Source organism: Telluria beijingensis (assembly GCF_030770395.1).
Taxonomy (GTDB): Bacteria; Pseudomonadota; Gammaproteobacteria; order Burkholderiales; family Burkholderiaceae_D; genus Telluria; species Telluria beijingensis.
In genome coordinates this window covers 5,077,238-5,094,416 of record NZ_CP132480.1, presented here as the reverse complement: position 1 = coordinate 5,094,416, position 17,179 = coordinate 5,077,238, and the positions used below count along the sequence as shown (strand labels likewise).

Here is a 17,179-nt window from a genome sequence, read left to right as displayed (position 1 = left end):
GGAAGGGCTGTCCGCATGTGCCACCACCATTAACACGTCGTTCCCGCCTGCGCGGGAACGACGTGCATATGCAGTGGCAGTAGCGAACGTCAGCTCACTTCTGCGGCTGCTGCTTTTGCCCGTACTTGCCGACGATTTCACCCTTGGCCAGCACATGGCCCTTCATCGCCTGCAGCACCTGGTCGCGGTCGGCGCCGAACGGCACGTCGAGCATCCTGTCCAGCGCATAGACCTGGAAGTGGTAGCGGTGCGCCGGCTCGCCGACGGGCGGCTTGGGACCGTAGTAGCCGGGCGCGCCGCGCGTGGTGCGGCCCTGCAGCACACCGTCCGGATCGGACAGGCGCGCCTGCTCCTGCACGCCTTCCGGCACGCTGGTGATATTGGCCGGGATGTTCCACATCACCCAATGCACGAAGGGGGTAACCGGCTTGGCGTCCGGGTCTTCCATGATGATGGCGTACGACTTGGCGCCCGCCACGGCTTTCCACGCCAGCGCCGGCGAAACGCCGTCCGCGTACTCGGTGTAGCGGTCGTCCATCATGGCGTTGCTGGCGAAGCTCGACGACGACACGCTGAGCTGGCCCTTGGCGTCCGTCTCGGGTCGCTTGTTCGCCAGCGGGACGTTGTTGCCCTTGTTGGCCTGCTGTTCCATGGGGCCGGCCGGTGCCTTCGGCGGCGTCGCCGCGGCCGACTTGGCGCCGCTGTGGGCGATACGGTAGATGACGCCATTGGCATCGTCCGCCATCAGCAGCGAGCCATCCTTGGCCAGCGCCAGCCCGACCGGGCGCGCGATATGGGTCTTGCCACCGTCCGTCAGGAAGCCGGTGACGAACGGCTCGACCGACTTCGGCTGGCCGTTCTCGTACCGCACGCGTACGATCTCGTAGCCCGACGCCGGCACCCGGTTCCACGAACCGCGCATGGTCACGAAAGCGTCGCCCTGATACTCCGCCGGGAAGGCGCTGCCGGCGCCCCATACCCACTGCATCGGCGCCGCGTGGGCGGTATAGCCCAGCACCATCGGCGTGCTGCGCGCCTTCCACTGCTCCTTGGAGATCTCGCCCTGCGGCGTGCTTTGCGGGTAGATCTCGCCGGCCCCGTACACATGAGGCCAGCCATATTGTTTACCGAGTTCGATCTTGTTGATCTCTTCGGGCTGGACGTCGTCGCCCAGGAAGTCGATGCCATGGTCGAAGCCCCACAATTCGCCCGTGGTCGGATGCCAGCCGAAGCCGATCGTGTTGCGCAGGCCGCTGGCAAAGATGCTGCGGCTCTTGCCGTCCGGGGAAATGCGCAGGATGGTGGCGTTTTCCACATTGCTCTCGTTGCAGGTGTTGCAGGTGCTGCCGACGCTCAGGTACAGCATGCCGTCCGGGCCGAAGGCCATGGTGCGATTGGGGTGCTGGCCCGAATCCGGCAGGTCGCCGATCAGCATCTTCAGTTCGCCCAGGCGGCCGTCGCCCTTGATGTCGGCCACGAACAGTTCCTTGACCGTGACCAGGTACAGCTTGTTGTCGCGGATCGCCAGGCCGTGGGCGCCGGCGCGGTTGGCCACGGTGATCGCTGCGCCGTCGGCGCGGCCGTCGCCGTTGGCGTCACGCAGCAGCAGCACGTCGCCCTGGTCGCGCCGGCTCACGTAGACGTCGCCGTTCGGCGCCACCGCAAGGATGCGCGCGTTCTTGAGGCCGGTCGCGAAGGCGCTGACCGTGAAGCCCGGCGGCGCCTTCAGGGCGGCGATGCGCTCCGGCGTGGCCTCCAACTTGTTGGGTTTCCAGACGTTGATCTTGGTGGAGAACATGGTGCCGTCGCCCTGCTGGGCGGTGGCGGAGCCGAACGCCAGGCATAGCGCGGCTGCGAGCGAAGCGCGTTTCATTGGAGGGCCTGCCTTTCTTGGATGTCGTTGTCGGGAGCCTTGCGCAGGAGATCGTGCCAGTGATTTGGAACGCGGTATGTGTGGAAACGTACGTTGTCCGATTCAAGCGTGCATATGCGCTCAGGGTAATTTCTTGGAAAGAATGTTTTCTATCTTGCAAGTTGCCAATCCAGTCACATATTGGACTGGCACCCGGCGCCGCCGGTTCTCCAGAAAGACCATCCGTGTCGTTGTTCGACCGCCTGCAAGACCTGTGGCGCAGCCTTGCGCTTGTTCCATCCGCCCCGCCGCCCCGCCACTTCTTCATCCCGGACGAAGTCGCTCGCCTGTACCGCCTCGATGGCGCCGCCGGCATCGACGACCAGACCTGGACCGACTTGCTGCTCGAATCGTTCGAAGAAAAATTGGCGCCGCAGGCCAGCATCTTCGCGCGCCAGGTGCTGCACCTGCGCCTGCGCGCCGGCATCGACAATGCGGCATGCAGCGCGCAGCGCGCGCGGCTGCAGGCGCTGATGGACGACCCGGCCCGGCTGGATGCGATCGACGCCAGCCTGTCTACCTTGCGCCATGCGGATGCCGAGGTGGCCAGCCTGCTGTTCCGGGACACGGCGCCGGCGATCCCGTTCTGGGTACGCTGGCTATCGCTGCTGCCGCTCGTGCTGCTGTTATCGCTGGCCGCGCTGGCGACCCTGCCGTTGGGCTGGATGCTGACCTTGACGGCGCTGGCTCCCCTGATGGCGCTGCAGATGCGCCTTCACCGTCCGCTCGAGGAATGGCGTGCGACCATCCGCGCGCTGCACGCGCTGCTGCGCAGCACCAGCCTGTTGGGCGGGCAGGGCGGACCGTTGCTGCAACCGTTCGTGGCGGCGCGCGCCCGGGCGGAACGCCTGCACCTGCGCCTGGCCCGCTCGCTGAGCCTGCGCATGATCCCGGGTGCGATCCAGTACGCCGACTGGTTCGCGGCGGCCAATGTGGTCTACCATTTCAAGACGCTACGCATCGTGCACGCCGAGCGCGTCTTCCTGCGTGAGATCTACCTGGCCTGCGCGAACCTGGAAGCCGACGTGGCCCTGGTGCGCCACCTGGCCTCGATGGAACGCTGGTGCTGGGCCGAGCGCGGCGATGCGCGCACGCTGGTGCTGGAGGGCGGCGTCCATCCGCTGATGGACCGGCCGGTGGCGCTGTCGGTGGCATTGGAAGGGCGGGGCGCCTTCGTCTCGGGCCAGAATGCCTCGGGCAAGAGCACCTTCCTGCGCATGGTGGGCCTGAACGCGATCGCGGCGCGCGCCTTCGGCTTCTGCTACGCCACGCGGGCCTGCCTGCCGGCAGTACCGGTGCGCGCCAGCATGCAGAACGAGGATTCGCTGCTGGGCGGCGAGAGCCTGTACATGTCGGAGTTGCGGCGGGCGCGCGAATTGCTGGACGCCGCCGGCCAGCCGCCGGGCATCTGCCTGATCGATGAGGTGTTCCGCGGCACCAACCACCTGGAGTCGGTATCGGCCGCCTGCGCGGTGCTGGAACAGTTATCCGAGCGCGACCTGGTGCTGGTGTCCTCGCACAACCTGGTGCTGGCGCCGCTGCTGCGCGAACGGCTGGACCCGTTCTTCATCGACACCGCCAGCGGCAGCCCGGTCTTGACACCGGGCGTGTTGCGCAACCCGAACGGCATCGCCCTGCTGGCGACCCAGGGTTTCGGCGCGCGCATCGAAGGGCGGGCGGCCGAGGTGGCGCGCTGGTTGAGCAGCCACCTCGCACAGCCCGAACCTGCCTAGTCTTCGAGCTTCAGGGCCCTGGCGATGTCATCCCACGCCACCGCCTTGTAGTTCTGGGCGCCGTCCGGCATGCGCTTGAAGCCGTCGTGCACCACCAGCATGCCGCGCGAATACGGGCCGCCGAAGTTGGCCGAGCTCACTTCCAGGCCGTCGGTCTCCGAGGCGCCGTCGATGCCGGCCACCGGATCCATGCCGACCCGGAACGCGCCGCGCACCTTGAACGGCGGCGCCGCGTCGAACACGACATAGCTGCTATTGCCCTGGCTCGACACCACCAGGTAGCTGCGCCTGGCGCCGTGGTAGATGCCCATGCCTTCGATGTCGTCGTGCAGCCATTCGCCTACCGGCATCACCATCTTGAGCGTGGCCGGCTGGTCGGCCCTGGCCGAGGTCACCCACAGCGCCTTGTCTTCTTCACCCACGAACAGCAGGCCGCTGCGGTCGTCGGCCACGCAGCCTTCGGGTTGCGTGGCGACCTTGAACTGGCGCGCCAGGCGGGCGCCGAACTTGCCGCCGGCGCGGGTGATCTGCCAGTGTTCGTAGCGACCGTCCTTGTCGTTGACGAAGGCATCCAGGCCGCCTTCGGGCGTGCGGTACAGGCAGGTGCCGTAGATGTCGCCCAGGCCGGTCGGCAGGCGCCCCGCTTCGGCCAGTTCGCCCTGGGCGTCGATCGTGTACAGCACCATCGCATGTTCGTCGCGCTGGGTGGCCAGGGCCAGGTCGAAGCGCTCGCCGCCGAAGCGCAGGTCCTGGCGCACATCGACGTTGTTCAGGCGGCCGGAAGGCAGGAATTGGGTCTGGCGGCCTTCCAGGTCATAGACCAGCAGGCCCTGCTTCTTGTTGGAGCCGAGGATGCGCGATTTGCTGGCGTCCTGCGGGTTGACCCAGATCGCCGGATCGTCGGCCGCGTCGCCCATCTGCGCCACCGGCGCGGTCTGCATGCGCGGCATTACGATCGGCAGGGAGCGCGGCGGGGCGCTGCCGGCTTTCCAGGCCAGGGCCGGCGATTGCCAGCCCTTCTTCGTTTGCACCATGAGCGAACTGCCACCCAGCGCCACCAGCTGTTCGGCGCCCAGTGCGCGCGCCGGCTGCTCTTGCCATGTGGCGCCGGTGCGGCGCCAGGTCAACAGCTCGCCCTTTTCGCCGAGGGCGGCCACGCCGCCCGGCAGCACGGCCAGCGCCTGGACTTCTCCCTTCAGCTTTCCATACGGTGCACGCAGGGCCACCGGCGTGCGCACCGACGGCCCTTCGGCGTCGGCGCCATAGGCCCACACACCCATGCCTTCCTCGGCCACGAAGAGCGTGGCGTAGGCATCGTCGACGCGGCAGTGTTCGACGCCGGTCGGCAGCGCCAGGCGGCGCACCATGCGGTACTGTTCGCCCAGCAGCCATTGCTGCGCCTGGCCATCCGCGCCGACCAGGAATACGTGGTCGAGGTTCTGGGCGTCGCGGTACATGCAGGCCGCCTCGATGCCGAAGCCGGCGCTCGGGATGGCCGGCAGGCGGGTCAGGGTGCCGGCGGCCAGGTCGACGCGCACGGGCTGGGCCTGTTCGAGGTTCGAGTCGACCATCACCGCCAGCGCGCCGCCAGAAGAAGGGTGAACGTCGGGCCGCACGTCGAGACGCTCGCCACGCAGGGCCAGGGTGGCGCGGTCGATGCCGTCGGCGCCGACCAGGCGCAGGCCGCGCTTGTCCAGTGCCAGCCAGGCGCCGCCGGGCAGGGCGGCCAGTTCGTCGGCATCGACCGGGGCCTTCGTAGTGTGTGGTGCAGCCGATGCAGCGCCGTGCAGCGCCGCCAGAACGATCAGGGAAACGATTTTTTTCATTAGAAGATGCTCGCTTTCAGGCCGATCTTGAAGGTGCGGCCGTATTGTTCGTGTTGCGAATTACGGGACTTGTCGCCCATGTAGACGTAGTATTTTTCGTTGTTCAGGTTGCTGGCGTCGAAGGTCAGCTGCCAGCGCTTGTCGAACCGGTAGGACATCGAGAAGTCCAGCTGTTTCTGGGTATCGACGTAGCGGTCCTGGGTGGCGTCGAGCACATCCTCGCCCAGTTCCAGCAGGTAGGGCGACTTGTAGTTCATTGCCAGGCGCGCGCTGAAGCCACCGGCTTCGTAGCCCACCATCAGGTTGCCGATGCGGTTCGACTGGCCGGGCATGCGGATCTCGCGTGCACCGATCCCGCCGTCGCCATCGGCGCTGTCGATGTCGGCACGCGAGTGGGTGATGGCGCCGTTGATGCCGATCAGCAGGCCGTTGAACGGCGCCGGCAGCATGCGCAGCGGCTGCTGCCAGGCCAGTTCGATGCCGCGCACGCGCGCCTTCTCGCCGTTCTTGTACGAGATCGCGCTGGAAAAATCGGCCCAGTCCCCGGTGCCGGCCAGGTCGGTCGCATAGGTGAAGTCCTTGATATCCTTGGTGAACACATAGGCCGACAGCACGCCGTCGCCGCCGATGGTGCGCTCGATACCCAGGTCCAGGTTGTGCGAGCGCAGCGGATTCAGGTCCGGGTTGCCGATGGTGGCTTCGTCGTCGCCATCCAGGCTGACGCCCGGCGCCAGCTGGGCGAAGTTGGCGCGCACCACCGAGTTGCTCCAGGCGGCGCGGACGCTGGTGTGCTGGTCCAGGTCGTAGCGCAGGTGCATGCCCGGCAGCCAGTTGGTATATGAACGTTTTGCGCCGCGTGGCGTGATCTCTTCTTCGTCCGTCACCTGCGAACCGTCGGCCTTGAAGCGGGTGCGCTCGGCGCGCACGCCGGCCAGCAGCGACCAGGCGCCGCGGCGCAGGCTGGCCTGCAGGTAGGCGGCGTCGATGTCTTCCTGCAGCTTGAAGTCGTCCAGCGCCGAATCGACGATCGCGCGTGCGCCGTCGCGGTTCAGGCCCGCCAGGCGCGCGCGGACCAGGCCCGGGTCGATTGCATAGCCGAGGTTGCCGAACGGGTAGTCGAGCCGGTTGCCATTGACGAAGTCCGCCATCGAGGTCGCACCAAGGCCCCAGTAGTCGCCGTCTTCCGGATCGTCGCTGCCGAATTCCCAGGCGTCGGTGTCGGTGCGCTTGTCGCGGCGGGTGGCCTTGGCGCCGAACTTGAACGCGCCGCTCCAGTCGCCGGCGTCGAAGTCGCGCTGCAGGTCCAGGCGCAGCTGGTGGCTGGAGTCCCTGGCATAGGCGCGCTCGATCGCGAACGAATCGAGTTCGTAGTTGGCCGCGTCGGCCACGCCGGCCGGTGCGATCAGGTGCGGCGCACGGGTGTTGGTGAAGCCGACGTCGGCGAAGCTCTCGATATTGGTGAAGCGCGCGTCGCTGATCGCGTTCGGGGTCTTGTCGGTCGAGCGGCTGGTGGCTGCCTCGAGGTGCATTTTCCAGCTGTCGCCGAAGCGACGGTCCATCGTGCCGGTGAGCGAACGGATCTCTTGCGTGTACTTGCGCTGGCGCAGGCGGCGCTCGATGGTGGCGGGGGCGAGTTCGCCTTCCACCACGCTTTCGTCGTCATTCTCGAAGTCGCCGACGGTCATGCGGTCGCGCGACTCTTCGTCCGAGAAGCGGCTCATGAAGCCGCGCAGCGCGTAGCTGGTAGTGGCGTCGGGGCGGTAGTCGAGGTTGAAGGCGCCGGCGCGGCGCTCGCGCGTGGGCAGGTAGTCGCGCATCTCGAAGCCTTCCAGGCGATTGCCGTCCCAGGCGCCGCCGGTTTCCACATTGTCCGAGCCGAACTTGCGCTTCTCGCCCGACAGGCCGGCCGCGATGCCCAGTTTGCCGTCCAAGAAGCGCTGGGCCCACAGCAGGTTGGCGCTCGGGCTGTTCTGGTCGGTGTTGGTGTCGTGGCTGCCCGCCACGCCGACGCTGAGCAGCCTGCCCGGCAGGTCGAATGCCGACAGGGTCTTGACTTCGACCGTGCCGCCCAGCGAGTTGGCATCCTGGTCGGGCGTGGCCGACTTGGTCACTTCCAGCGAGCGCACCAGGCCGGCCGGCAGCACGTCGAGCGCCACCGCGCGCCGCGTCGCCTCGGGCGAAGGCACCAGGGCGCCGTTGATGGTCACGCTGTTGTAGTCGGCGTCCAGGCCGCGCACCACCACGTAGCGGCCTTCGCCCTGGTCGCGCTGGACCGAGAGGCCCGGTACGCGCGCCAGCGCTTCGGCGGCGTTCTTGTCGGGCAGGTGGCCGATGTCGTCGCTGCTGACGACGCTGACGATATTGTCGGCCTGTTCCTGGGCCGCGATGGCGCGCGCCAGGCTGGCGCGCTGGCCGGTGACGACCACGCTGGATTCGACGGCCGGGGCTGGCGCTGGAGCGGCATGGACGCCGGCAGCGGCCAGCAGGCTGGCGGTGATGGCGGGGAGGGCGAGATGGCGCATGGGGGCAAGGAGATAGTTGGAGTGGGGCGGATTCTGGTGCCCGAATGTGACGTATCGGTGACGACTTCCGGTTTCCGGCATGCCGCCCGGACTATTCCGGGCCCGGATGAGCCGAATTGACCCGGCGCCGGCCGCTGGCGCCATGCATTGCGCGACCCTGGCGGCGCGGGCGCCGATGCGCGCGTGAGCCGTTTGGACCCTGTGCCGCGGCGCGACGGTTTGTCATCCTGTCATCTGGCGGTCATCTGGCTGCGCTATGTTCCGACGATCCACCTCCAATGCCGCCCTTATGTCCAACGTCATCCGCCATGCCCTGTTGATCGGCGCGCTGCTCGGCGCCTTCGCCTTCCTGTTCGTCGGCGCCGGGAACGGCATCCCGGTGGCGGAGTGGGACTGGGTCGACATCGCCAGCGAGGGCGGCACCTCGCTGCTGGCGGCGCTGTGGTGCCTGACCGTGCTGTCCAGCCGCCCCGATGGCCTGGTGACGCGCCTGCTGGCCGGCGGCCTGGCCTGCATCATGCTCGGCTCCTGGGCCGACTGCCTGGACGAGGTGGTCGACGTCGACAAGGCCGCGCTGTGGGACAACGCGCTCGAGTCGCTGCTGCCGCTCGGCATGCTGGTGCTTACCGTCGGCATGTATTACTGGCGCCTGGAGCAGGCCACCCTGTCCGACCACATGCGCAAGCGCGAGCGGCTGTTCCGCAACCACCGCCCCTTCGACCGCATCACCCAGCTGGCCGATGCCGCCTACCTGCGCGAGCAGCTGCGCCTGGAGAGCCGGCGCATGGAGGGCCAGGGCGCCAGCGCGCTGGTGCTGTTCGATATCGACGAATTCCATCGCATCAACCGCGAGCACGGCCAGGCCGAGGGAGATCGCGTGCTGCAGGCGGTGGCGCACATGCTGCTGCTGAACCTGCGCAACGAGGACCTGCTGTGCCGCTACGCGGGCGACCGCTTCGCGGTGCTGATGCCGGGCCTGAACGAGTTTGAAGCGCGCGACGCCGCCCAGCACCTGTGCCGCATGGTGTCGTCGATGCGCCACCATGCGCCCAATGGACGGGTGCGGATCTCCCTGCGCCACGGCTGCGCGCCGGCGCGCGGCGCGCCGGACGCGCTGCTGGCCGACCTGTGCCGCCGGATGGACGCCGTGTGATCGCCTGGCAGCCAGCCGGAGAACCATCGATCCCGGCGCGGCAGCAGCCCGCGCTGGCGCTGGAATACGGCCGCTCGCGCGACGCCGGCGACGCCGACCTGTTGCATGACACGGGGCTGGTGGCCGGCCTCGATCCCGACGGCCTGCTCGCCCCGGCCCAATACCTGCAGCAACTGGCGAACACCCTGCGCACCCTGGACAGTCCCGACACCAGCTTCATGCTGGGCCAGTTGCTGTTGCCGGGCCACGACGGCGCCGCCAGCCATGCGCTGGTGCAGGCGCCCAGCCTGCGCGCGCTGCTGCAAACGCTGTGCCGCTTCCATGCGCGCCTGGCGCCGCTGCTGCGGCCGCGCTTCGAGAGCTGGGGCGACGTGGCGTTGCTGTACTGGGTCGACGCCTACGGCGCGCCGGGCATTCGTCCGGCCCTGGTCGAGATGCACATGACGGCGGTGGTGGCCCTGTGCCGCTGGCTGGGCGGCGAGCGCCTGCCGTGGCGCTTCTGCTTCAACCGCGGCGCGCCGCGCCACGTCGAGCAGCACCACGTCCACCTGGGCACCGAGCTGCGCTTCGGCTGCCAGCTCGACGCCATGCTGCTGCCTTCGAACTGGCTCGACCGGCCGTGGCCGCGCGCCAGCGAGATGGCGGCGCGCCTGGCGCTGCAGGCCGCCGAGCAGGAGGCGCCGCGTGCGCCGGGCATCCTGGCCGCGCTGTACGACTACCTGCTGGCCGAGGTGCGCACCGCGCCGACGCTGGAGCGCGCCGCAAGCGATTTCGGCGTCAGCCCGGCCACCTTCAAGCGCCAGCTGCTGCGCCACCACACCCACTTCCAGGCCGAGCTGGACCAGGTGCGCACCCATGTGGCGCTATGGCTGTTCCAGGTGGAGCGGGCCGACAACGAGGAAGTCGCGCGCTACCTGGGCTTTCACGATGCCGCCAATTTCCGGCGCTCGTTCAAGCGCTGGACCGGCCTCACGCCGGGGCCGATCCGGGCCGCGCTGGACGGTGAGCTGGGCTGGTTCGCCGGTGCGCTGGAGGCCGGACTGTAGGGTACAAGAGACAATCCGCGCATATTCATCCCTTCGAGAAGTGGTATCTTTCACAACCAAGAGCGTTTTCGAAGAGAAGGAATGAGCGCCAGCCAGGTCCTGCACATCGTCTGTCCAACCCAGAAGCGCGGCTTTGCCGCGTGCATGTCCTTTTGCTTCGTCTGCCTGCTGGCCTACGGCCTGGCGAGCGGCGCGCGGCGCGACCTGTCGCCCGGCGTCGTCATGTTCACCGCCTGCGCGCTGGCCATCGTCAGCGTGGCCGCCTGGGCGCTGTACCGCAACTTCGTGTTCCGCGACGAGCTGTATATCGCCAGCGAAGGCGACTTGCCGCCGATCGAGCTGGCCTTCCTGCTCGACGAGATCCGCGCGGTGCGGCTGTTGCCGGCGCCGGAAGCCTGGTCTCCCGAAGCCAAGTGGGAGGCGCTGGGCTTCGGCCATGGCCGGATCGAGATCGAGACCGCGACCCATCGCTACCATTTCGGGGCGGGGCTCGACGAGCAGGCGGCGAACGACACGCTGGAACGCATCAACGGCTTCTGCCTGGCGCAGCGCAGCGTGGCCGTGGCGGCCTGAAAATAATAATTGATGAGGGATCGAATGTCCGAACTTGAAAGGAAGTGGTGGTTCTCCGCCATCGTGGGCGTGCTGGCCGCGCTCGCAACGATGTACCTGATGTCGGCGGCGGGGTTGCCTCCGTTCGACTACGATGTTGCGCAGTGGGCCGTCTGGTTCCTGTGTTTCGAGGGCTTGCGGCGCTGCTTTTCCCTGCTGGGCTGGACGGCCGTGTTGATCGTCGCGCCCAAGGTGATCACGGTGGAGCGGACATGAAATTCCTTGCACTGTTATTGGCGTTTGCCGCCGGCATTGCTCATGCACAAACGGGGGATGAGCAGATCGCCCTCGATACGCCGTCCGGCCAGCTCGCCGGCACGCTGCAATTGCCGGCCGCCGCGCAGGATAAACCCCGGGTTGCCTTGATCATCGCCGGCTCCGGCCCGACCGACCGCGATGGCAACAGCCGCCTGATCCCCGGTCGCAACGACAGCCTCAGGATGCTGGCCGTGGCGCTGGCCGGGGAGGGCATCGCCACGGTGCGCTATGACAAGCGCGGCGTCGGCGCGAGCCTGGCGGCAGGCCCGGCTGAATCCGATCTGCGCTTCGAGACCTTCGTGGACGACGCTGCGGCCTGGGTCGGCAAGCTGAAGGCCGATCCGCGCTTCGGTTCGGTGGCCGTGATCGGTCACAGCGAAGGCTCGCTGATCGGCATGCTGGCGGCGCAGCAGGCCGACGCCGCTGCCTTCGTCTCGATCGCCGGTGTCGCCGATGGCGCCTCGAATATCCTGCGTAAGCAACTGGCCGGCAAGCTGCCGCCGGATCTCGTTCCCGAGAACGAACGCATTCTCGCGGCGCTTGAAAGCGGGACCACGGTCGATCCGGTTCCTCCCGCGCTGATGACGCTCTACCGCCCGAGCATCCAGCCCTACCTGATCTCGTGGTTCAAGTACGTGCCGGCGCAGCGCATCGCCGCCCTGGCCATGCCGGTGCTGATCGTGCAGGGCAATACCGACATCCAGGTGGAGGTAGCCCAGGCCAATGGCCTGCAGCGCGCGAAACCGGATGCGACCCTGTCCATCATTCCCGGCATGAACCACGTGTTCAAGCACGTGCGGGCCGACCCGGCGCTGCAGGCGGCGGCCTACAGCGATCCGTCCCTGCCGGTGTCGCCCCTGCTGGTGAAGGCGGTGGCCGGCTTCCTGCACAAGCCGGCGCCGGCTGCAAACTAGGCTGCGGCGCGCAGCGTATGCGCCGCCGCCACCATATTGCGCAGCGCCGGCAGCACTTCTTCCCAGTTGCGGGTCTTGAGGCCGCAGTCCGGATTGATCCACAGGCGCGCGGGCGGGATGCGGGTGGCGGCCTTGCGCATCAGGTCCACGATGTGGTCCTGGCTCGGGATGTTCGGCGAATGGATGTCGTACACGCCCGGGCCGATCTCGTTCGGATACTGGAAATCGTCGAAGGCGTCCAGCAGTTCCATATCCGAGCGTGAGGTCTCGATCGTGATCACGTCGGCATCCATGGCGGCGATCGCGGCGATGATGTCGTTGAACTCCGAATAGCACATATGGGTGTGGATCTGCGTATCGTCGGCGACGCCGTTGGCCGTGATGCGGAACGACTCCACCGCCCAGTCCAGGTATTCCTTCCACTCCGAACGCCGCAGCGGCAAGCCTTCGCGCAGCGCCGCCTCGTCGATCTGGATCACGCGCACGCCGGCCCGTTCCAGATCCAGCACTTCCTCGCGGATCGCCAGCGCCAGCTGGCGGCAACTGGCGGCGCGCGGCTGGTCGTCGCGCACGAAGGACCAGTTCAGGATCGTCACCGGGCCGGTCAGCATGCCCTTCATCGGTTTGTCGGTCAGCGACTGCGCATAGGTGGTCCACTTGACCGTCATCGCCTGCGGGCGGCGCACGTCGCCGAACAGGATCGGCGGCTTCACGCAACGCGACCCGTAGGATTGCACCCAGCCGTTCTGACTGAAGGCATAGCCGTCGAGCTGCTCGCCGAAGTATTCGACCATGTCGTTGCGCTCGGCCTCGCCGTGCACGAACACGTCCAGCCCCAGCGCTTCCTGCTCGCGCACACAGCGCGCGATCTCGGCGCGCATCGCGTCTTCGTAGGCCGCCGCATCCAGCTCGCCCTTTTTGAACGCGTTGCGGGCCTGGCGGATCGCCGCCGTCTGCGGGAAGGAACCGATGGTGGTGGTCGGGTAGCTGGGCAATTGGAGCAGGGCGGCCTGCTTGGCGCTACGCTCGGCGTGGCTGCTGGCGCGCTGGCCCAGTGCAGGCGTGAGCGCGGCCAGTGCCTGCGCCACCTGCGGGTTCGATACCCGCTTCGAGGCGCGGCGACGGTCGATCGCGGCGGCATTCTCGACCAGTTCCAGCTGCACCTGCGAGCGGCCATGGTCGAGCGCATGGGCGAGGATGCGCAACTCCTCCAGCTTTTGCACGGCGAACGCCAGCCAGGAGCGGATCTCGGGATCCAGCGCCTGTTCGTTCTGCAGGTCGACCGGGACGTGCAGCAGCGAGCACGATGGCGCGATCCACAGGCGCTGCTGCAACTGGCGCTGAATGGGCTCGAGCCATTCCAGGGTCGCGTGCAGGTCGGTCTTCCAGATATTGCGGCCGTCGATCACGCCCAGCGACAGGATCTTGTCGTGGCCCAGCGCGGCGATGACCGGCGCGATTTCGTCGCGCGCCCTGGTCGCATCCAGGTGCAGGCCGTCGACCGGCAGCGCGCAGGCGAGGGGCAGGTTGTCTTCCAGGCGCCCGAAATAGGTCGCCAGCAGCAGTTTCGCGCCGCTGTGCTGCAGAAGGTCATAGGCGCTGGCGAACGCCGCCTGCCAGCGCGCATCGAGTTCCGTGACCAGCGCCGGCTCGTCGACCTGCACCCACTCGATGCCTTGTGTGACGAACCAGGCCAGCAGCTCGGCATACACCGGCAGCAGGCGGGGCAGCAGGTCGAGCCGGTCGCTGCCATCCTTGGCCTTGCCCAGCCATAGATAGGTCAGCGGGCCGACGATCACCGGCTTGGCCTTGACGCCCAGCGTGCGCGCCTGGGCCAGCTGTTCGTCGAGGCGCGCGGTGTCGAGCCTGAATTGGGTGTCGGCGCTGAACTCGGGGACGATGTAGTGGTAGTTGGTGTCGAACCACTTGGTCATTTCGCCGGCGTGGACGCTGCCGCAGCCATGGTCATGGTCGCCGGCACTGCGGCCGCGCGCGACACGGAAATAGGCGTCGAGCGCGTCGCCGCCATGGCTGTGGGCACGTTCGGGCACGTTCCCCAGCGTGAAGCTCATGTCGAGCACCTGGTCGTACAGCGAGAAGTCGCCAACCGGGGCGAAATCGAGTTTCGATTGTTGCTGCCAGTGGCGCTGGCGCAGGCTTGCTGCCTGGGCGCCGAGTTCCTGGGCCGTCGCTTCTCCCTTCCAGAAGCGCTCGAGGGCGAATTTCAGTTCGCGGCGCGCGCCGATGCGCGGAAAGCCGAGGGTGTGGGTGGTCGTCATGATGGGTTCAGCCTGTTCGTCAATGGATGAGTCGATGATAGGCCGCTTGACTCATGAATAAAATTGGTATGATTTCATCCATCCATTAATTTAGTTCATGTGACATGATCGAACGCACCCACCTGTCGCTGATCCGCGAGGTCGACCGCCGTGGTTCGCTGACCGCTGCCGCCGACGTGCTGTGCCTGACGCAATCGGCCCTGAGCCACACGGTGAAAAAGCTGGAGCAGCAACTGGGCACGCCGGTCTGGACCCGCGAGGGCCGCTCGCTGCGCCTGACCCAGGCCGGACGATCCCTATTGGCGCTGGCCGAGCGGGTGCTGCCGCAGCTCGAACATGCCGAACGCCTGATGCGCGAATACGCGCGCGGCGAGCGCGGCACCCTGCGCATCGGCATGGAATGCCATCCCTGCTACCAGTGGCTGTTGAAAGTGGTGGATCCCTACCTGGCGGCCTGGCCCGAGGTCGACGTCGACGTCAAGCAGCGCTTCCAGTTCGGCGGCCTCAAGGCCCTGCACGGCTACGAGATCGACCTGCTGGTCACGCCCGACCCGCTGTTCAAGCCGGGCCTGAAGTTCGTGCCGGTGTTCGACTACGAACAGGTGCTGGTGGTGGCGAGCAGCCATCCGCTGGCCGGGCGCACCCACGCCGAGCCGGCCGACCTGTCGGACGACGTGCTCATCACCTATCCGGTCGATATCGAGCGGCTCGACATCTACAACCAGTTCTTCCTGCCGGCCGGCTGCGCGCCGCGTCAGCGCAAGACGATCGAGACCACCGACATCATGCTGCAGATGGTGGCCAGCGGCCGCGGCGTGGCGGCGCTGCCGCGCTGGCTGGTGGAAGAATACGCGGGCCGGATGGCGGTGGCGCCGGTGCGCCTCGGGCCGGAAGGTGTGTTCAAGCAGATTTTCCTCGGCACGCGCGAGGTCGACGCCGGCACCGCCTACCTCGACGCCTTCATCGAGATCGCACGCCGCGCTTAGTGATATGAGGCCGCCGCGCGCGCATACCGGGCCGGCGGCACGCCCACGTGGCGCGCGAAGGCGACGCTGAAGGTGCTGGCCGAGCTGTAGCCGACCTGCTGCGCGACTTCGGCGATGCTGCCGCCGCCGCGCCGCAGCAGGTCGCTCGCCAGCCCCATGCGCCAGGCCAGCAGGTATTCCATCGGCGCCTTGCCGACCGCGCGGCTGAAGCGCTCGAAGAACGCCGAGCGTGACAGTGCTGCCTCTTGCGCCAGTTCGGCCATGGTCCAGGCGCGCGCGGGCGCCGCGTGCAGTTGGCGCAGCGCCTGCGCCAGGCGGGTGTCGGCCAGGGCGCGCACCAGGCCGGGCTCCGGCGCCGTCGTGCTTGTGGAGCGCAGCGCCTCGATCAGCAGCACCTCGAGCAGGCGCGCCATCACGACCTCGCGCGCCGGCCGCCGTGCGCGCGACTCGTCGCCCACCAGTTGCGCCAGCAGGGCCAGGCGCGGCTCCCCGCGCACATGGATGAAGCGCGGCAGCAGCGACACCAGCAGGGACGCGTCGGGCGAACCGAATACGCAGTGGCCGATGATGAAGCGCACCTCCGGCGGGCCATCCTGCGCGCCGAGCCGGAACTCGCCCGGGCCCTGCGCCACGGGTGGCGTGTCGAAGGCGTGCGCCGGCGGCGCCTGCAGGCTCGACATCGCGAAGTTCCAGGTGGCGGGGATGAGCACGAAGTCGCCCGACTCGAGCAGGAGTTCGGGAGAGCCTTCGATCGCCAGCCGGCAGCGGCCGTCGAGGACGATGCAGTATGAGGGCTGGCCGGTCTCGGCGCGCCGCACGCCCCAGCGTCCGGCGCCGGCGACCACCTTGGTCATGCGCACGCCCGGACGCAGCAGGCCGACCACCTCGGCCAACGGATCGCTCATGTCTGGACTCCTGCGAAAGTAATATGGACTGTCGATTGTAGCGCGTCCGGTCGAGGCGGCCTATCGTAGCGGCACCACCATCATCCACAGGAGTCCAGCATGAAAACCGTTTTGATCACCGGCTGCTCGTCCGGCTTCGGCCTCGAGATCGCCCGCCATTTCCTCGAACACGAATGGAATGTCGTGGCCACCATGCGCACGCCGGACGCCGGCATCCTGCCGCCCTCCGACCGGCTGCGGGTGCTGGCGCTCGACGTGACGGATGGCGCCAGCATCCGCTTGGCGCTCGAGGCCGCAGGGCCGATCGATGCGCTGGTCAACAATGCCGGCGTCGGCGCGCTGTATCCACTGGAAGGCATCGCCATGGACACGGCGCGCGGCGTGTTCGACACCAATACGCTCGGCACGATCGCCATGACGCAGGCCGTGCTGCCTGGTTTACGCGCCACGGGCGGGGGCGTGATCGTCAACGTCAGCTCGGCGGTCACGCTCACGCCATTGCCGCTGCTGTCGGTCTACACCGCCAGCAAGGCGGCCGTGAATGCGTTCACCGAGTCGCTGGCGCTCGAACTCGAGCCGCTCGGCATCCGCCTGCGCCTGGTGCTGCCCGGCCGCGCACCTGAAACGCGGTTCGGCGCCAATGCGCGGGCACGCATGGAGGGCGAGATGCCCGAAGCCTACGCGTCGCTGATGGAGTCCGTGGTTGCCGGCGTGCGCGGCCCGGCCCCGGTCACCCATGCCGGGGACGTGGTGCAAGCCGTCTGGCGCGCGGTGACCGATCCGGCGGCGCCAATGCGGATCCCGGCCGGCGCCGACGCCGAGGCGATGGCCGCCGCCCAGGCAGGCATTCCCTACGGCCGGGCCGGGTTGTAGCAGCGATGACACATTCGCCACGGTTTACCGGCCGGGGATCCGGGGACGGCTTGACGGAGCAGCAAATCGGTTGACCCGTCGTCACATTCAGCGTATATTCGCGAGTTCTCGTTTTTATTCTGCACATCGTATACGCATTCGCAGCCGCTCCTTTCGTCGA

At 68.0% G+C, this 17,179-nt stretch carries 13 protein-coding genes; 8 read left to right on the top strand and 5 right to left on the bottom strand.

From position 1 onward, the window contains the following. Positions 1 to 94 precede the first annotated feature (94 nt). Complete coding sequence (locus Q9246_RS22340) at positions 95 to 1,873, bottom strand: YbhB/YbcL family Raf kinase inhibitor-like protein (RefSeq protein WP_306393142.1); 1,779 nt, start codon at positions 1,871 to 1,873, stop codon at positions 95 to 97. A gap of 224 nt (positions 1,874 to 2,097) precedes the next feature. On the opposite strand from Q9246_RS22340, the gene Q9246_RS22335 reads away from it, so the two are divergent. Beyond that, on the top strand, positions 2,098 to 3,645 hold the full coding sequence (locus Q9246_RS22335; RefSeq protein WP_306393140.1) for a MutS-related protein: 1,548 nt from the start codon (positions 2,098 to 2,100) through the stop codon (positions 3,643 to 3,645). Here the strand turns inward: Q9246_RS22335 and Q9246_RS22330 are convergent. Beyond that, the gene (locus tag Q9246_RS22330; protein ID WP_306393139.1) at positions 3,642 to 5,471 is read right to left on the bottom strand and encodes a phytase; all 1,830 of its coding nucleotides are present in this window, start codon (positions 5,469 to 5,471) and stop codon (positions 3,642 to 3,644) included. The two genes, Q9246_RS22335 and Q9246_RS22330, sit on opposite strands and share 4 nt — an antisense overlap. Further along, positions 5,471 to 7,993 (bottom strand): TonB-dependent receptor, encoded by a 2,523-nt coding sequence (locus Q9246_RS22325; protein ID WP_306393138.1) that lies wholly within the window; start codon positions 7,991 to 7,993, stop codon positions 5,471 to 5,473. Before Q9246_RS22325 ends, Q9246_RS22330 begins: the two co-directional genes overlap by 1 nt. Before the next feature lie 289 nt (positions 7,994 to 8,282). On the opposite strand from Q9246_RS22325, the gene Q9246_RS22320 reads away from it, so the two are divergent. From Q9246_RS22320 to Q9246_RS22300, 5 genes are all read left to right on the top strand, one after another. Beyond that, positions 8,283 to 9,146 (top strand): GGDEF domain-containing protein, encoded by an 864-nt coding sequence (locus tag Q9246_RS22320; protein WP_306393137.1) that lies wholly within the window; start codon positions 8,283 to 8,285, stop codon positions 9,144 to 9,146. Further along, positions 9,143 to 10,192: an AraC family transcriptional regulator gene (locus Q9246_RS22315; protein ID WP_306393136.1), complete on the top strand. Its 1,050-nt coding sequence runs from the start codon at positions 9,143 to 9,145 to the stop codon at positions 10,190 to 10,192. Before Q9246_RS22320 ends, Q9246_RS22315 begins: the two co-directional genes overlap by 4 nt. A gap of 81 nt (positions 10,193 to 10,273) precedes the next feature. After that, positions 10,274 to 10,765 (top strand): hypothetical protein, encoded by a 492-nt coding sequence (locus Q9246_RS22310; RefSeq protein ID WP_306393134.1) that lies wholly within the window; start codon positions 10,274 to 10,276, stop codon positions 10,763 to 10,765. Positions 10,766 to 10,789: 24 nt separating this feature from the next. Beyond that, positions 10,790 to 11,020, top strand: a complete 231-nt coding sequence (locus tag Q9246_RS22305) for a hypothetical protein (protein WP_306393133.1) — start codon at positions 10,790 to 10,792, stop codon at positions 11,018 to 11,020. Then, entirely contained in the window at positions 11,017 to 11,976 is a 960-nt protein-coding gene (locus Q9246_RS22300; protein WP_306393132.1) for an alpha/beta hydrolase, read from the top strand. Before Q9246_RS22305 ends, Q9246_RS22300 begins: the two co-directional genes overlap by 4 nt. Here Q9246_RS22300 and metE read toward each other — a convergent pair. Next, positions 11,973 to 14,255 (bottom strand): 5-methyltetrahydropteroyltriglutamate--homocysteine S-methyltransferase, encoded by a 2,283-nt coding sequence (metE, locus tag Q9246_RS22295; RefSeq protein WP_306393131.1) that lies wholly within the window; start codon positions 14,253 to 14,255, stop codon positions 11,973 to 11,975. The two genes, Q9246_RS22300 and metE, sit on opposite strands and share 4 nt — an antisense overlap. Positions 14,256 to 14,359: 104 nt before the next feature. Here metE and Q9246_RS22290 point away from each other — a divergent pair, with 104 nt between their 5' ends. Further along, on the top strand, positions 14,360 to 15,241 hold the full coding sequence (locus Q9246_RS22290) for a LysR family transcriptional regulator (protein ID WP_306393130.1): 882 nt from the start codon (positions 14,360 to 14,362) through the stop codon (positions 15,239 to 15,241). On the opposite strand, the gene Q9246_RS22285 is transcribed toward Q9246_RS22290, so the two are convergent. After that, entirely contained in the window at positions 15,238 to 16,146 is a 909-nt protein-coding gene (locus Q9246_RS22285) for an AraC family transcriptional regulator (protein WP_306393129.1), read from the bottom strand. The genes Q9246_RS22290 and Q9246_RS22285 overlap by 4 nt on opposite strands. Positions 16,147 to 16,245: 99 nt before the next feature. Here Q9246_RS22285 and Q9246_RS22280 point away from each other — a divergent pair, with 99 nt between their 5' ends. Further along, a complete protein-coding gene (locus Q9246_RS22280; RefSeq protein ID WP_306393128.1) occupies positions 16,246 to 17,019 on the top strand; it encodes an SDR family oxidoreductase in 774 nt (257 codons plus the stop codon). Positions 17,020 to 17,179: the final 160 nt, after the last annotated feature.

Coding starts and splice junctions, on each gene's coding strand:
- Q9246_RS22290 (WP_306393130.1), top strand. CDS start 14,360: ATGATCGAACGCACCCACCTGTCGCTGATCCGCGAGGTCGACCGCCGT.
- Q9246_RS22300 (WP_306393132.1), top strand. CDS start 11,017: ATGAAATTCCTTGCACTGTTATTGGCGTTTGCCGCCGGCATTGCTCAT.
- Q9246_RS22305 (WP_306393133.1), top strand. CDS start 10,790: ATGTCCGAACTTGAAAGGAAGTGGTGGTTCTCCGCCATCGTGGGCGTG.
- Q9246_RS22340 (WP_306393142.1), bottom strand. CDS start 1,873: ATGAAACGCGCTTCGCTCGCAGCCGCGCTATGCCTGGCGTTCGGCTCC.
- Q9246_RS22325 (WP_306393138.1), bottom strand. CDS start 7,993: ATGCGCCATCTCGCCCTCCCCGCCATCACCGCCAGCCTGCTGGCCGCT.
- Q9246_RS22330 (WP_306393139.1), bottom strand. CDS start 5,471: ATGAAAAAAATCGTTTCCCTGATCGTTCTGGCGGCGCTGCACGGCGCT.
- metE (WP_306393131.1), bottom strand. CDS start 14,255: ATGACGACCACCCACACCCTCGGCTTTCCGCGCATCGGCGCGCGCCGC.
- Q9246_RS22285 (WP_306393129.1), bottom strand. CDS start 16,146: ATGAGCGATCCGTTGGCCGAGGTGGTCGGCCTGCTGCGTCCGGGCGTG.
- Q9246_RS22310 (WP_306393134.1), top strand. CDS start 10,274: ATGAGCGCCAGCCAGGTCCTGCACATCGTCTGTCCAACCCAGAAGCGC.
- Q9246_RS22320 (WP_306393137.1), top strand. CDS start 8,283: ATGTCCAACGTCATCCGCCATGCCCTGTTGATCGGCGCGCTGCTCGGC.
- Q9246_RS22280 (WP_306393128.1), top strand. CDS start 16,246: ATGAAAACCGTTTTGATCACCGGCTGCTCGTCCGGCTTCGGCCTCGAG.